Annotated in this window: 8 protein-coding genes; 4 read left to right on the forward strand and 4 right to left on the reverse strand. The window is 50.0% G+C overall.

Annotated features, from left to right (window positions below):
- The first annotated feature begins 31 nt into the window (after positions 1–31).
- Positions 32–10,165 (forward strand): amino acid adenylation domain-containing protein, encoded by a 10,134-nt coding sequence (locus ACPUC7_RS09150; protein WP_494922667.1) that lies wholly within the window; start codon positions 32–34, stop codon positions 10,163–10,165.
- Between the two features lie 170 nt (positions 10,166–10,335).
- Here the strand turns inward: ACPUC7_RS09150 and ACPUC7_RS09155 are convergent, their stop codons facing one another.
- Together ACPUC7_RS09155 and ACPUC7_RS09160 are read right to left on the reverse strand one after the other, a co-directional pair.
- Positions 10,336–10,719 (reverse strand): VOC family protein, encoded by a 384-nt coding sequence (locus ACPUC7_RS09155; protein ID WP_494922668.1) that lies wholly within the window; start codon positions 10,717–10,719, stop codon positions 10,336–10,338.
- Positions 10,716–11,879, reverse strand: coding sequence for an MFS transporter (locus ACPUC7_RS09160; RefSeq protein ID WP_494922669.1), 1,164 nt, complete (start codon positions 11,877–11,879; stop codon positions 10,716–10,718). The genes ACPUC7_RS09155 and ACPUC7_RS09160 overlap by 4 nt, the downstream gene beginning before the upstream one ends.
- Before the next feature lie 122 nt (positions 11,880–12,001).
- Between ACPUC7_RS09160 and ACPUC7_RS09165 the strand changes: the two genes are divergently transcribed.
- The 3 genes from ACPUC7_RS09165 to ACPUC7_RS09175 all read left to right on the forward strand — a co-directional run bounded on the left by ACPUC7_RS09165 (position 12,002) and on the right by ACPUC7_RS09175 (position 15,209).
- Entirely contained in the window at positions 12,002–12,772 is a 771-nt protein-coding gene (locus ACPUC7_RS09165; RefSeq protein WP_494922670.1) for a DeoR/GlpR family DNA-binding transcription regulator, read from the forward strand.
- Between the two features lie 326 nt (positions 12,773–13,098).
- Entirely contained in the window at positions 13,099–14,334 is a 1,236-nt protein-coding gene (locus tag ACPUC7_RS09170) for an oligosaccharide flippase family protein (protein ID WP_494922671.1), read from the forward strand.
- Between the two features lie 5 nt (positions 14,335–14,339).
- Complete coding sequence (locus ACPUC7_RS09175; RefSeq protein WP_494922672.1) at positions 14,340–15,209, forward strand: ATP-grasp fold amidoligase family protein; 870 nt, start codon at positions 14,340–14,342, stop codon at positions 15,207–15,209.
- Between the two features lie 40 nt (positions 15,210–15,249).
- Here the strand turns inward: ACPUC7_RS09175 and yajD are convergent, their stop codons facing one another.
- Complete coding sequence (gene yajD / locus ACPUC7_RS09180; RefSeq protein WP_343550534.1) at positions 15,250–15,597, reverse strand: HNH nuclease YajD; 348 nt, start codon at positions 15,595–15,597, stop codon at positions 15,250–15,252.
- A gap of 86 nt (positions 15,598–15,683) precedes the next feature.
- Positions 15,684–17,102 carry an aldehyde dehydrogenase family protein gene (locus tag ACPUC7_RS09185; protein ID WP_494922673.1) on the reverse strand — a complete coding sequence of 473 codons (1,419 nt, stop codon included), beginning with the start codon at positions 17,100–17,102 and terminating at the stop codon, positions 15,684–15,686.
- Positions 17,103–17,189: the final 87 nt, after the last annotated feature.

Genomic DNA, 17,189 nt, shown 5'->3' on the forward strand with positions numbered 1-17,189 from the left:
TTTTTCTCAATTTCCTCTGAAAGGACTCATTATGAATCAGCTTCCGTTTAGCCCTTTTTCCCTGTTGTTCTGGAATGAGTTCATTCGCAGACCTGACAGCGCTGATTATAACATTTCCATCTCACAGCAGCTTTCAGGTAAGTTTGATACGCGAAGATTTGAATTAAGCATTCAGCGTTTTCTCGACGATCATATCATTTTCGATAGCCACGTTGTATTACAGGACGGACGGCCGTTTTGGATAAGAAATAAGAAAAGAAATACACTCCATTATGTTTCGGATGCACGAGAGCTAGACGAATATATAAAAATGCCTTTTGATCTGTTATCAGCCCCATTATATCGCATTGCTTTACAGCGATTATCAGATGAAAGCGTTATTCTTACGTTTGTTTTCCATCACTTAATTATGGATGGGCGTGTTCAGCGGGATTTTTTCGATAAAATCAGTAATTATTACAACGGTACAGCAAGCGTAGTACCTGTAACAGCAGAGGACATCGTCAAAAAAATAAAGCAGGCGGAAAAAATGGTAGCAAGCCTGGAAGGGGCGGATACCGTTCAGCACTGGCAGGCATTATCTTCAAGGTTGCCTGAAGCGGTCATTTTGCCTTTTGAGTCTGAGTGTGAACACTCTTCTTCTCCTACGGATGCCATTGATGAATTACGCTTCGCTTTCCCAAAGAATGCGTACCACAGCACGCGAAAAATCGCGCAGCGGCCTTTCATCGTATTTTCACAGATTTGGGGCGCGTTGCTGGCAAGATGCACAGCTCAGCGCGCCGTTGCGCTATTTTATCCCATTGCTATCAGACAGTTGTCAGGGCTTGAAATGGGCGCTCAGGTTAACAGCAGCCTGATGCTGGTTGAGGTTGAGGCGGATACGACGCTTCGAACACTTTGCCAACATGAGAACCGCTTCAGTCTGATGAAAAATACAGATGGTATTTATCATAACTATTTGCCAACTGACAGTATCGTTGCGCTAAGTGAATGCACAGATTTGCGTTTTAGCTTTGCACAGACGCCGCAGCGAGAATATTTGCTGACTTTTGAAGGATGCCAGTCTCAACCCGTTCATGGCCAGTATTACGATCTGGCTGGTGCTGATTTGTCACTGGAATATGAAGAAACGGAGCAGAATTTCAATTTTCGTCTGCGTTACCGGCGCGCGCTGTTTGATAAAACCACGGTACATCGCTGTGGTGAATACTTCCTGCGTTTACTGACTGCTGCCGTCCAGCAGCCGGATACGCCCTTGCTTTCACTGCCAATACTGAGTGATGAAGAAATTGACCGGCTGACCGCTCCCTACAACGAATCTGTAAACACAGGCCGCTCTTTGGCTGAGCAATTCGAGCGACAGGCAATACGGCATCCTGATGCTCAAGCACTGTCGGGGAAAGACTATCCGCTAACTTATGCTCAGCTAAATCACTGCGCGAATGTACTTGCCCACCAGCTCATATCCTTAGGCATTTATCCTGACGTTCCAGTGGCGTTGCACTGTGAGAAAAGTAGCGAGTTTGTCGTTGCTATGCTTGCCATCATTAAAGCCGGTGGTAGCTATATGCCTGTTGATACCGCTGCACCTGCTTCAAGAAAGCAATACCAGCTTGAGCAGGCTGCCGTAAAAATCATGATTAGCCAGGCTCACTTCGCTCCAGAAAACAGTATGTTGAGTGCAGGTTGCAAGCATCCGGTCGACGTCCTGCTGTGCGATATCGACGCCTTATCCGGCATGCCGGTGATGAGTAATCCGGTTGTGCACGGCCATCCCGAACAGGCTGCTGCAATTTTCTTCACCTCAGGCACAACCGGGAACCCTAAGGGTGTCATTGTTACTCAGCAAGCAATTTCAGGCCTTGTAAAGGAAACTAACTATGTTGATCTGAGCTCGAAGGATTGTTTGCTGTTTCTCGCAAGCCCATCCTTTGACGCGGCAACGTTCGAAATCTGGGGAGCGCTACTCAACGGTGCAAGGCTCATCATCCCGGCAGCCTCCCAGCAGTTAGTCAGCGATCCAGAAGGCTTTAAAACCCTCTTAGCAGTTGAGCAGGTCTCGGCGATGTTTGTGACTCGGACGCTATTCGATACGCTCTACTTGATTGACAACCATATCTTTGATTCTGTCCGTCAGGTCATGGTGGGCGGGGAAGCGCTGACCGCTGACATCATGCAGGCCTTGGTCAGGCAGCATCCGAGACCGGAAAGGGTGCTGAATGCCTACGGTCCGACAGAGTGCACGACCTTCAGCTGCTGGTATGAAATACCCAAGGATAGAGAGCAAAAAAGCATTCCCATCGGGAAAGCTGTCACTGGCCGCAGCCTCTATGTTCTGAATGAGCAGTTGCAGATGCAGCCGGACGGCGCGCAGGGCGAGCTCTATATTGGTGGCTCCGCTCTCGCTCTGGGCTATCTCGGCGATATCCCGCTGACAGAGAGCAAATTTATCCCAAACCCCTATGGGGAGGGACGTTTATACAAAACCGGGGATCAGGTTACGCGACTGGCCGATGGCAACCTCATCTACCGGGGGCGCAAGGACACTCAGGTAAAAATACGTGGTTACCGGATTGATCTCAGCGAGATTGAGGCGGCATTACATCAGTGTAAAGGGGTGCAACAAGCCGCCGTACTTAACGTTGTCGAACCAGACAGCCACTATTTAGTTGCCTGGTGCGTGTGCAAACCTGGAGGCTCGCTTACGTCAGAGGGGTTACGTGAAAGCCTAGAGGCGCGACTGCCGGAATACATGATACCCGCTGTATTCCAACTCATTGATGAGATACCGGTCAATCTCAACGGCAAGCTGGATCGCCGGGCGCTTTTGGCCACACATAACGTCTCGTCAGGCGAGGTGACGCAAACCAATACGCCATGGCAGGCACGGGTGCTCAGGGAGTGGCTGAAGCTGCTGCCCGTTTCCTCCGTCGGGCTGGATGATAATTTTTACCGCGTAGGCGGAGACTCAGTACAGGCCATTTTGCTGATCGCCGCCCTGCGTAAGCAAGGCAATGCGCTGTCGCTCTATGAAATAAACCAGCATCCGACCATTCGCTCAATGGCACAACTGTTGCAGTCACGCAGTGACACGAGTAATGACTGCGCCAGGATGGTTTACAAACCGATGCAGGGGAATATCCCGTTGCTCCCGGTGCAGCAGTGGTTCTTCAAGCAGCACTTCCCTCAGCCACACTACTGGAATCAGGCGTTTACGCTGCGTTTGCCTGCGGGTGTCTCAGATCAGATGTTGCTGGAAGCGATTCGCGCCCTGGCCCAGCAACATGGCATGCTGCGCGCGAGTTTTGCTCATTCATCACCTTATATCCATGATTTCGAAGAATGGTCATGCCCGGAGCTGCTTACCCTGCTTCCTGCTTCAATCACGGAATTGACGCAACAGCTCACCCATCTGCAATCTGATTTTGACTTAGCGAGAGGAGCGCTGTGGCGCTCGGCTATTATTCGACAGCATCCGTCTGGTGGCGACTGTTTGTGGTTTGCTTTTCACCACCTGATTATTGATGTTTTCTCATGGCGTGTTCTCGCACAGGACATTGAACATTTTCTTCAGCATCAGTCTTTGCCTTCGCCCGGCAGCAATTACCAACAGTGGGCTGATTCGCTTGCAGACTACGCTGATGCCTGGCCTGATGATGTGTTGTGGTGGAAACAGGCGTTGGCAAAACTGCCCGCCTGCCCGCTGAGTGCAACAGCGTTGTATCTTAGGCGCGACGTGACGTTATCCACGGCGCAGACACAACGTCTGCTGGGGCAGGCAAATCAGGTGTGGGGAACCGAAATCAACGATTTACTGCTCAGTGCTTTAGCGCTGGCGCTGAAGGCAGTTTCAGGAGAGCAGCAGCACGGCATTTTGATGGAAGGTCATGGCCGTGAATCGTGGCAGGACACTATCGATCTATCAAGGACAGTAGGGTGGTTTACCTCATTGTATCCGGTTGTCCTCAAAGCAGGGAACACCTTAGACGAAACCATTATTGGGATCAAAGAAGGATTGCGGCAGATCCCCGCTAAAGGTATTGGATTTGGGATTTTGCTTCAGCAAAAGCACCTGCCTGATATCACCCTGCCTACAATAAGCTTCAATTACCTTGGTCAGCTCACTACCGCCTGCGATGAGCCCTGGACCTTATCTTATAAAAACACAGGTGAGTGGGTGCACAGTGCTAACCTTCCGGGTCAGTTGCTGAACATCAACGGTGCGGTAAATGGTGGGCAACTCAGCTTTATGATTGAGAGCAAACTTACCCGCGAGCAAACAGAGAATTTTACCCGAGCATTTTACGACGCGCTTAATGCTATTGCTGAATTTGCCACCTCTGATTTAGCAGACCATGCAGGTAAAACGGCCAGTGACTATGGCATCAATCCTCTTGCGCATGCTGAGGTGGTGCGTTTACGACAACGTTATCCGCAGATGAAAGCCATTCACTCTGCCACGCCTCTACAACAGGGCATGCTGTTCCACGCATTACGCTCGCCCAACGATGATGCCTATCATGTGCAGCAATTAATGCACTATCGTAGTCCGCTGGACATCGCCTGTTATAGACAGGCATGGACGCTGGTGGTTCAGAGGTACCCGATACTGCGAACGGCGTTTGACTGGCAGGGGGAAGACATCCTGCAGGTTGTGAGCGAGAGCAACACGCTGGCACAGCAATGGTTCCAGGTGATTGACCTGAGTGACCTTCCGCTCGCAGAACAACAGGGGGAGATTGCACGTCTGCAACAGCAGGACAGGCTGAAACGCTTTGATCTTTCTGAGCCCTCACTATTCAGAATCCTCGTCGTTAAATGTCAGCATGATGAGTTTTATCTACTGAAAAGTGAGCACCATGCAATTTGTGATGGCTGGAGTATGACGTTATTGCTCGAGCAGGTGCATCGTTTTTACGATTGTCTGATGAAGGACGAACAGCCAGAGGTGACCGAGCAACTGAGCTGGGGAGAAGCGCTGAACTGGCTGCAACGCCGCAAATCCGTTACAGCAGAATTCTGGCAACAGCAAAAGCAGCGATTTTCTATGCCTAATAGGCTTCAGGTGCTGATGCGCCCCTCTCTGGATAAGAAACACCCTCCGACAGCCTCACAACAACATATTCTGGAAGCCCTGACGTTTGGTAGGCTAAAACAGCGGCTATCCGATAGCGGTTACACCCTGAATACGTTGCTGCAGTTCGCTTGGCATAAGCTTATCCAGATTTACACTCAGGATACGCAGACACAGGCTGGCATCGTTGTGTCGGGTCGCGGCATTCCTCTGGCAGGCATTGAAGAGTGCGTCGGACCCTTCATCAATACTCTGCCGCTCACAGTGGAGTGGGCAGCAGAGAGTAGCTGCGCGCAACTGCTCACCGCCATTCAGGAAACCGTGGTTGATTTTAACAGCCACAGTAATATTTCGCTGAGCAGCCTTCAGGATGAAGGCGTCTCGCTCTTTGAAAGCCTGGTTGTCTGTGAAAACTACCCACAAAGTCGGGATAAAGAAGGTATTGCTGCCGCATGGGCGCTTAAGAAGGTCTATGAAAAGCTCGACTACCCGTTAGTACTGATGGCCTTTGAACAGGAGAATGGCCTGACGCTTCAGCTGAACTATCACACTGACTGGCTGAGCAACGACCATGCCGCCACATTGGTGGATTCGGTGGTGAGGCTGATGTCTCAGGCGCTGCAGGATGTCTCCTGCGCACACGGACAACTGCGGTTACCGGCAGAGGAACTGCAGGTGCCGCTGTTACCACCTGCCTGCACGTCTTCGCTGGCAACGCGTTTTGATTGGAGTGCTCAGCATTACGGCCAGTCAGTCGCTCTTTCCTGTGGCAAGACGTCGCTGACCTACCAGCAACTGGACCAGCATGCCAGTTATCTTGCTGGCGTCATTACAGAACAATTGGGCGCGCTCAGGCCGGATACACCGATTGCTCTGCTGATGGACAAAAGCGTGGATTTTGTGGTGGCAATGTTGGCCATTCTAAAGGCGGGTGGGTGCTACGTTCCTCTCTCTGTTGACTATCCGGAAGAGCGCATCCGCTGGATGCTTGATGATACCGCAGCGCCACTGGTGCTCACTCAGCAGTCTCACCTGGCGCTGGTAACGAATTATAATGCGCTTTGCGTAGACACCCTCACTCCGCAGATGTGCAAGAGCATCAATGTATCCGTAGACGCCAGCCTGGGTGCCATCATTTACACCTCCGGCACCACGGGAACGCCGAAGGGGGTCTTGATAGAGCAGGCCGCAATGGTCGAGCTGGTCGTGGAAAACCCGTCGCTGCCACTGACCGCCAGCGACAGCGTTCTCTTCCTCTCAAGCCCGGTGTTTGACGCCGCAACCTTTGAAATCTGGGGGGCTTTACTCAATGGTGGGCAGTTAGTGATACCCGAGCTCAGCACGCAGGATCTGGCGAGTGATACCCGGGCATTTCGGGCGCTTGTGAAGCAGCACCAAGTGAGCGTCATGTGGGTGACGCGCGCGCTGTTCGATAATCTCTGGAAACGAGATAACCATCTGTTTGACAGCCTGAACTATCTGTTAGTGGGGGGAGAAGCGCTGACGCCTGAAATTATGCATTCGCTGGCCCGCCAGTCGCCCCGACCACAGCACATTATCAACGGCTATGGCCCGACAGAATGCACTACCTTTACCACTACGGCTGAAATCTTTGCCAATGACGCCATCGGTAGCATCCCCATTGGCCGGGCCATTGCAGGGCGGCAGTTACACGTACTGGATAACACCATGCGACCGGTTCCTCCGGGCGCGGTCGGTGAGCTGTATGTCGGCGGCCGTGGTCTTGCCCGGGGATATTTGAACCGCCCTGATTTGACCGTTCAACAGTTTGTGAGTTCGCCACATGTTAGCGGGCGACTCTATAAAACGGGTGATCAGGTAAGGATGAGACCAAACGGTCAGCTGGAGTATTTAGGACGTAAAGACCAGCAAGTGAAAATTCGCGGTTACCGTGTTGAACTGCAGGAAATTGAAGCCGTGCTCAACCAGCAGCCTGGTGTGCAACAATCAGTGGTGCTACTGCAGGATGCAGAAAATACGACCCACTTGTGTGCCTGGTATGTTTCTAAAACTTCGGAGGAACCGTCCCTCCAGGCGCTGTTTACTGCATTGGAAAGTCGCCTTCCTGACTACATGATCCCTGCCAGCATCATCCCCATTGCAGAAATTCCGCTAACGCTAAACGGCAAGCTTGCCCGTGACAGGCTGCCGAGGGCAACTGAGGCGCGTAGGGTGCATTTTCAGCCTCCGGTCACGGCCTTAGAAAAGACGATTGCCGAAGTCTGGCAGCAGGTACTGAAAGCTGAACGCATTAGTGTGACTGACAACTTCTTCCGCATTGGTGGGGATTCCATTCAGAGCATTCTCGTTACGACCGCGCTGCGTAAGCGTGGAATCCAGTGCACCACCCGCGATATTTTCAACGCAAAAAACGTGCAGCAGCTTGCCAGACTTCTGGAAAACACCAGCCAGTCTGAGATCATCAGCGAGCAAGGTGAGCTGGCAGGATTTTGCCCATTGCTGCCGGTGCAACAGTGGTTCTTTGAACTGTCGCTCGCACAGCCAAACTGGTTTAATCAAGCCTTTACCCTCTCGCTACCGGCTGGAACAGACGCTGAGACGTTGCAAGCCAGCCTGCATAAACTTATTAGTCACCATGATGTGCTGCGCCTGCGTTATCAGGTTGGTAAAAACTGTATACAGCAACGCTTTAATTCAATTACGGAAGACATCCCCTTTAGTGTGTTTGACATGGCTGCCTGCATGACGGGCGCTGATGTGGCGCAAAAGCTCACCGACTGGCAGCGTGATTTTTGTCTAACCGACGGGCCGCTTTTGCGATTTGTTATGCTGCATAACAGTCTGGTCGCTGAGCCTCCAGCGCTATTCTGCGCTTTTCATCACCTGATTATCGATGCGGTTTCCTGGCGCGTGCTGGCAAGTGATCTGCAAACCCTGTGCGAAGGGCGAGTGCTCGAAAGCAAGGGCACGAGCTATCGTCAGTGGGCAGAAAAAATGCATGAATATGCGCATAACGTTCCACAGCAACTTCACTTCTGGGAGCAGATGATTGACGGGCAGCCGGATTATCGAAAAATGCTCACCGCAAGCACGAACACGAAAGGCGCAGCGCATATTGAGCGTTTGCTAACGCTGACCCCGCAGCAGACGCGTGCCCTGCTGACGCAGGTACATGATGCTTATAAAACGGAAATTAACGATTTGTTGCTGACGCCACTCGCGTATGCCTTATCGGACTGGCATGGCCTGAAGCACAGTTATATCACTCTTGAGGGGCATGGGCGTGAAGCCGTTTCAGCGGACGTCGATCTGAGCCGTACCGTAGGCTGGTTTACGGTGATGTACCCGGTGAAATTGGCACTTTCGGCTTCTCCTGCACAGACACTGCGACAGGTGAAAGACACCCTTCGTCAGATCCCAGATAAAGGACTGGGGTATTCCGCGCTTAAATACAGCGCGCAATCAACTACGCTGAAGCATCACAAGCTGCCTGCTATCAGCTTCAACTACCTTGGCCAGTTTGTAACTGAAGAGAGTGATGGAAGCTGGGTGATTGATCAGACCCAGTGCGGTGAAACAGTGGCGGCGGAAAACCGCAGCGGTAATGTGCTCGACGTGGTGGGCAGGGTGGTAGAGGGACAGCTGTCATTGAGCTTCAGCGCATCACTTTCTGCAGAAGACCTGGAGAAGCTGGTTCGGGCATACCAGCATCACTTGCAGGTGCTTATTGAACACTGTCTGACCGTACAGGCTGCTGGTGAGAGTTGGTTTAGCCTTGCTGATTTTCCGCATTGCGTGCTGACGTTGCAGGAATTGGACCGTTTACAGCGACGACACTCGCTGGAAAACGCTTACCCAGTTACGCCAACACAGCGTGAGCAGCTTTATTTCAATCGCATCAACAGCGACTATCAGATTGACCAGGGGATGGTTGTGATAGAGGGAGACTTTGATCCTAATCTGATGCGCACCAGTTGGCAGTATGCCGCCATGCGCTATGATGTATTCCGCACGGGCTACAGCGACCGTGCCTGCCCGGGCGAGCCGGTCGCCTTTGTCTGCAAAGACACATCAATCCCCGTTGCCGTTGAAGACTGGCGCGATGTACCGTTCAATTTATTGACGGAAGCACTTCAGCAGCGGCTGCTTGAGGAGCGCCTTAAACCCTTTAATCTGGAGCAACCGCCACTGATCCGCGTGGTGATCATTATTGGGCCGGACAGCAAGCATTATATGATGCAGACATTTAATCACGTGCTTATCGACGGCTGGTCAAACAGTAATATCTTTACCACTCTCATAAAAGACTACCGCGCGCTGCAGGCTCAACGGACTATTGATGTGACTTCGTCTGGCTTTGAACCTTTCATTAAATGGCTTCGCTCTACAAACCATCAGGCAGCTGAAGCATTCTGGTCAGCCTATTTGCGTGATGCTCCGCTGAACCAGCGCCTGCCGCTGGAGACATTACCGCTTGTTCAGCTCCAGCAGGAAAAGCGGATGCGAAAAGTTCAGCACACGCTTTCGGGCACCCTCACTGCTGCGTTGTACCGGTTTGCAAGCGAAACGGGTTATACCGTCAATCAACTGACGCAGTTAGCCTGGATGAAGACGCTGGCGGCACATATTCCAGGTGATGATATTGTGATTGGCACTACCATGAGTGAGCGGCCCGCTGAGATTATGCATGTTGACAAGCTGGTCGGCATGTTCGTCGCAAGCCCAGTGTTGAGGTTGCAACAGATCCACAGCAGAAGCGATGAAGACCTGCTTGCTGATATTGCCAGTAGCCAGCCGGACAGGCAGCAATATGCCTTCCATGAGCTCAACCACTATGATGACGTGTGGCGGCCTACATCACCGTTTGGCAGTTTGCTGGTTTTTGAAAGCATGCCGGCACCGGAAATTGCAGATGATTTACCCTTCACCCTGCGGCCGTTTGATGGCACCAGTGGCAGTAACCATCAGACGGTACTGTGCTTGCTGCCTGATATCGAGAATTTTGGCTTTGTGCTGTTCTACGACTGTCGGGAAGTCGGTGATGCAACCATTCAGGAGGTTGCTGCACGTTTCATTGAAGAACTGGAAAATGTCTGTCTGACTTGAGGAATCGATCCTGCGAAAATGTTTATTATCAGGAACAGTGCTGATGAGTACGAAGCTAATTGACTGCGAATGCAACAACTGATCTCCTTAATCTGAAATAGAAGGCCGGGCGCAGTTGCCCGGCCTATTCAAATATTCCAGCAGCGAGAGATACAGTGGAGTCCAGGTGCCTAGCTCACAATCTCAATCAAATTACCGTCGGGATCGCGAATGATCGCTTCATAGAAGCCATCGCCAGTCACGCGCGCTGGGCTAACCAGAATATTTTGCGCAGTGGCTTTATCGACCATCTCATCAACCTGCTTTCTACCACCCAACGAAATGGCAAGATGCGCCCAGCCGGTCAGTTCCTTGCCGATCGGTCCGGTCTCAATGCCTTCCAGAGACATTAATTCAATGGTCGGGCCTTCGGCTAAGCTGACGAAATAAGACTTAAAGCCGGGGCGGTTTTTGCTGATGTATAAGTCGTTGGTCTGGCCGCCAAAATACTCACACCAAAAGGCTTTTTGCGCTGCAAGATTTGTCGTCCACAACGCGACATGGGCTATTTTCATGCGTTCTTCCTCGCTGAATGGGTTTGACCTAGATTCAAAGTGAATGCGATTGCGCCGACGAACAACATCAACGCCATGATGAGTGAGAAAGAAATCGCTAATGAACTGAGATGCGCGACGAAGCCAATCAATGCCGGGCCGCTCAATACGCCGAGATAGCCCATGGTGGTCATGGCGGGAACCGCGACGGCTTGCGGCATAACGCTTTGCTGGCCGACGGCGGAGAACATCACCGGCACAATATTCGCGCAGCCGACACCAATCAGAACGTAGCCAATCAGGGACAGATGCCAGGCAGGAATGAAGGTCACCAACGCCAGCCCGACTGCAGCGGTTAACGCGCCGGCAACCACCACGGTCAAGCGGCCAAGATTTTCAACTATGCGGTCGCCGGTGAGTCGCGCGGCTGTCATGGCGATGGCGAAACAGGTGTATCCGAGGCCACCCAGCGTTTCCGGCATCTCTCTCACCTGCGTCAGATATACGGCGCTCCAGTCCAACACCGTTCCTTCGGTGAGGAACACCAAAAAGCAAACAATCCCGAGCAACAAGACGATGCCGCGTGGCATCGCGAACGCTGGGCCTTCTTGCGGATTGGCGTAGGTTAGCAGGCCGGGAAAGCTCAATACGGTTAAGGCAAAAACCATCAACGTAATCAGCATTGTGGCGCTAAATACGCTGAGGCCTGCTGCTAACAACAGCGTCATCAAACCGGCGCCAGCAATTCCGCCGAAGCTATACATGCCATGAAAACCAGACATCAGCGGCACCGATGACGCTTTCTCTACCAGGATGGCCTGAATATTCATTGCGCAATCCGTTACCCCAACGCCAATACCAAACAGCAGTAATGTCAGGCCAAGCAGTAGCGGATCGGCAATTACTGCCAGAAAAGGCGTGCTGATGATGACTAAAATGATGGCGGCGATAATGACGCGGCGGCAACCGAATCGGCTGGTTAATACGCCGGTTACGGGCATCGCAATCAGCGCACCCACGCCCAGACACAGCAACAACATGCCCAGTGTTGCATCATTGACGCCGGTATTGCTGCGGGCGAAGGGGACGATGACTGCCCAGGTTGCCGTGACAAATCCGGCGATGAAGAAGGCCAGTCGCGTTGCCCGGCTGGAAGAGATTCGGTGGCGTATCTGAACCATGACGTTCCTCGTTTGGGTAAATTCGGCCGCAGGCTGGTTGAAACTCAGCAGAGATTGACAAGCTCTGCACCTTACGCGACCATGCTCACTTAAGCTCGATTATGATGATTTAAGGAGTTTTCGTGCTCGATTATGCAGCTTTCCCCGATCAGCGACAAGATCTGATTCGACAAATTTTACGTGACCAAGGCCGAGTGGTTTGTGTGGAACTGGCTCAACAAATGGGGGTTTCAGAGCATACGGTGCGCCGCGACCTGCATGAACTCAGCAAAGAGGGGATATGCAAAAAGGTGTATGGCGGGGCGGTGCTGCAACTGCCGGATGCCGGCACCTTTGCCACGCGAAAAGAGCAAAACCTCTCAATAAAAGACATGATCGCGCAGAAGTGTGCCAGCCTGATTAAAAATCAGAGCTGCATCTTTATTGATGCAGGCAGCACAAATCTGGCGATGGCGCAGGCTTTACCGGAATCGCTCACGATTACGGCTGTCACCAATGCGCCAGATATTGCCGCCGCACTGCTGAAATATCCGCATGTAGAAGTGATCATGCTGGGCGGGCGAATGCAGAAAGACACCGGCGGTTGCGTCGGGAATACGGCCATTGAGCAATTGAAAAACATCATGTTTGATCAAGCGTTCATCGGTGGATGTGCCATGAGCCCCGAAGCCGGACTCACGGGATTTAATTTCGATGATTGCGAATTCAAGAAAGCTGCCATCGCGCAAAGCAGCCAAACCGTTGTCGGCCTGACGGCAGAGAAGATTCCCGGCATCGCCCGTTTCGCTGTTGCCCGCTGTGAAGCAATAGATATTTTGGTGGTTGAGGAAAAGCTCAATAAAGATTTCTATAACGCTTTTGTGGCAGAGAATATTACTATTTTGACTATATGATCTTGATCTCAGTTTAGCCGCCGCATTCTATTCGCGTGCGAATGATATTGCAGGTGCTTTTTCATTTCTTTGCAAAAGTACCTCTATTGGCGTTGATGCCAAAATTTATTGGAGAATTAACATCTTCCTTCCTTGTACTCCGCGCAGCAATCGAATAAAAGCCAGTAAATAATCGGATCCATTTTCGGCAAAGCCTTGTCACTAATCTGATTAATTAAAAATTCTCTTTCCTGTTTTTATCCAAGTGGTCACACTAGCACCCAAATTAAATGTGCGGTCGCAATGGAATATTGGATTTGTAAAGCAATCTATATGTGAGACTTAAAATGTACTCTAACGCAATATGGATCATGCTAGAAAAGTCAGTCAATATCATTGGACTGATTTATATTAATTCACTGATGGCGAAATACATTGGTCCGGATAATTTCGGCAAAATAAATATCTCCACATCACTTTTTATTTTTGTGCAAACCTTGTCATGGTTTGGTGGCCAGAATATTATTTTCAAACGTATGAGTGAAAACACTCGCTCGGGTATCGCGTTGGCGATGCATACGCGGAATCAACGACGACTTTTCTTTGTTCTGTCATCAAGTGCGGTATTGCTGTATCTCTATTTGTATACCGATTTGATCGTTTTCTTTTTTGGCTTGGCGAATTGCATCGCCACCTATTATATCGTGATGGATTTCTTTTCTATCTACAATAACACGCAGTTGAAATCAAAGATTAACACCATTACCAATGTGATTGGCTTGTCCTTCGCGTTGCTGGTTCGATTCTTGATTGCCCATTTCAAACTGCCTATTTATTACTTCACCATTCCAATCATTATCATCCCGTTGATTCCGTATGTCATGCGGCTGATTTATTTCAAATATACCACCATTACCAAAGAGAGCAGCAAAGGCGGCGGCATCTATCATCGGCATATGTTATATACGGGAGGCGCATTAATTTTATCAAGTATATCCGCGGATATATATACCCAGATATCCAGTATCTTCCTGGCGAAAGTGCTCTCTTACTCAAATTTAGGCATCTACAGCGTGGCCTTGACGATAGGCGGCGCGTGGTCATTCATTGTATTAGCATTGATAACCAGTTTTTTCTCAAAGGTTTACAGTGAGAAAAACCAATTGGTTGTTGATCGTTTGCTGATTAAAATCAACCGACTGGTGATCCTGCTTTCTCTGCTGGCTTTAGGTGGATTTTATCTGTTCGGCAATTTCATTGTGCATTTGCTTTATGGCGATGATTACATGGAGTCCATCAATATCATCCCCATTATCATCATTGGCACCATGTTCTCTTCATTAGGGACGATTTGTTATAGATATATGATCAAAGAGTCAGGTTACAGTTACCTGGCAAAAAAAATGATTTTATGTTGCTTACTCACCATACCTTTATCCTGGCTGATGATTAATCGCTACGGGATTATTGGTGCTGCGTATTGCTTTTTGATTGTCGAAATTTTGTCTTGCACGTTACTTAATTATTTCTTTAGAGATAGAACAATTATCAAAATGCACCTTAACATTTTCAAATCGAGATAATTCAAATGAGAATGATAAAACACACAGTCAAATCAGCGTTAAAATTAAGTGCCCACCATTATCCTGAGTTTTGTGCCAAGGCGCACTATTTTATTAAGTTTAAGAAGAAACTTAACCTAACCAATCCCACCCGATTCAACGAAAAGATACAATGGCTGAAATTTAATGAGTTCAGCGGTGATATCTACACCCTGTGTGCGGATAAGTACAAGGTAAGAGAGTACATCGAATCCAAAGGATGTGGTGAAATCCTCAATCAATTGTATGGTGTTTATGATAACGCTCAAAGCATTGACTATAAATCACTGCCTGAGAAGTTTGCGCTAAAATGTAATCACGGGGCAGGTTATAACATCATCTGTAATGACAAGGCCGCCATGGATATTGCAAAAACCAATCTTCAATTGGATGAGTGGATGAAGCAGGATTTCTCTGCGCATTTTATTGAACCCCAATATAAGAAGATTGAACGAAAAATTTTGTGTGAAAAGTTTATTGAAAATGATCGTGGTGGTTTTCCTGATGACTATAAATTCTACTGTTTCAATGGCAAGCCTTATGCGGTAATGGTCTGCGTTGGGCGAGAAAATGGCACCCCCAAATTCTATTATTTTGATATGGATTGGAATCCCCTTCCTTTTGAAGATACTGTTGAGCTGATTGATAAAAAGCAATATCCACCGATGCCTGATGGTTTTCATAAAATGAGAGGTTACGCGATTAAATTGGCGTCTGATTTTAAATTCGTACGCGCTGATTTTTATCTGCTAAATGGTGAGGTTATTTTCGGTGAACTGACCTTCACGCCGTCTGCCGGACTGGATGTCAGCTTGCAGGAAGCCGATGTGATTCTAGGTAGCCAACTGAAGTTGTAATTTTTGGGGCTGCCTGCGCAGCCCTGCTTTCGGAATAGCGTTATTTCTTCTTATTCAGCATCGCCTTCAAATCAGCAAATGGATTGTAGGTGGCTTCACCAACATCTTTCTGCGCATCTTCTCCAGCTATCACTGATGTGCCGTACTGATCGGCTTCCGTGTACTTCGAATGTTCGTGGTCATGACAATAGAGGCACAAAAGCTCCCAATTGCTGCCATCTTCTGGATTATTGGTGTGATCATGATCGATATGATGAACAGTTAATTCACGCAGATTCGAATAAACAAACTCGCGTGAACAGCGACCGCACACCCACGGATAAATTTTTAATGCTTTCTCACGATAGCCACTTTCCAGCCGCGAGTAGTTTTTAGGGATCAGAGCCATTGCTGATGTTGCCTGTTATGAGATTAAGTGGGCGCATTTTACCCATTCCCACCTATCCGTTGAACTTAATTCCTCACTATAGAACATTAAGCTCGCGTTACCGCGCGCGGTTCAAGGAAAGCGCTAATACCCCAGTGGCCCATTTCCCGGCCCATACCCGAGTGACCGAAGCCACCAAAAGGGGCGCGCGCTTCGTGTGCCAGCGTGTTGATCATCACGCGTCCTGCCAGAATCTGTTCCCCAACCTGTTGTGCGTGCTGCTCATCTTTGCCAATCACCAGTGCCGACAAACCGTAGTCAGTGTCATTAGCGATGGCAATCGCTTCAGCTTCGTCGTGATAAGTGAGGATGCTCAACACCGGACCGAATATTTCGTCCCGTGCAATTTGCATATCGTTGGTGACATCGGTAAACAACGTGGGTTTGATATACCAGCCACGTTGTAGCTCGCCGGGCCGACCAATGCCGCCGGTTAGCAAGCGTGCGCCTTCTTGCTCGCCCAAAGCAATGTAATGCTGCACGCGCTGCCACTGCTGCTCACTCACCATCGGACCAATAGTTGTGGCTGCATCAGCCGGATCGCCGGAATGATGTCCCTCAACCGCTGCTGTTAGTGCCCGCTCAAATTCTTCTTTACGCGCTGAAGGCACCAGAATGCGAGTCCCAGCAATACATGCCTGACCGCTGTTCATGAATCCAGCCTGAACCGCTAACTCGGCGGCGCTCGTGGCATCAGCATCCGGTAAAATCAGAGTGGGTGATTTGCCACCTAACTCTAATGTGACACGTTTAAAGGTATCAGCAGCGTTGCGCAAAATAGTTTTGCCACTTGCGGTCGATCCGGTGAAAGAGATTTTCGCGACCAATGGGCTTGAGCTGATGACATTGCCGGTCGTGTTGCCACGGCCAGTAACGATATTAAATACACCGTCAGGCAATCCAGCTTGATGTAGTGCGCGAGTGATCACATCTGTCTGTAACAGACTTAATTCGCTAGGTTTAATCACGGCTGTACAGCCTGCAGCAATCGCAGCCGCCAGCTTGTGACAGATAAATCCGGCGTTGCTGTTCCATGGCGTGATCAATCCGGCCACGCCAAGTGGCACCATTTGCACGGTGGCGCGACCTGCTTGCTGCGTAAAAGCATAGTTTTTGAGCTCTTCAATGACCTGAAGAATAACGCCAGCCGGATAAGCTGACATCCACTGCGAGCGTGACGAAGGTGCGCCATACTCCAATAAAATGGCTTCATGCAGTTCAGCTTCAGCCTGTTTCACTGTTGCATGCATCTGCTCTAACAGCGCGATACGTTCGGCTACGCTGGTTTTGGCAAATGCAGGGAACGCGGCATGCGCAGCGGCGATCGCATGTTCGGCATCAGCGGCGTTGGCGAGTCGACCTTTCCCGATTACGCTGCCGTCGGCGGGTTTGATAATATCCAGCCATTCGTCTCCTTCTGGGATAACAAAACGACCATTAATGTAAACGTGTTCAATAATGTGCATGCGTAACTCCGTAGTCTCATTGCGTTAAGGCAAAGTAACATGTGCACCCAGCGGCGATAATCCGCCTCTCCCTGCAAGGGGTATTAC

The sequence above is a fragment of the Pantoea sp. CFCC18179 genome, assembly GCF_059412405.1.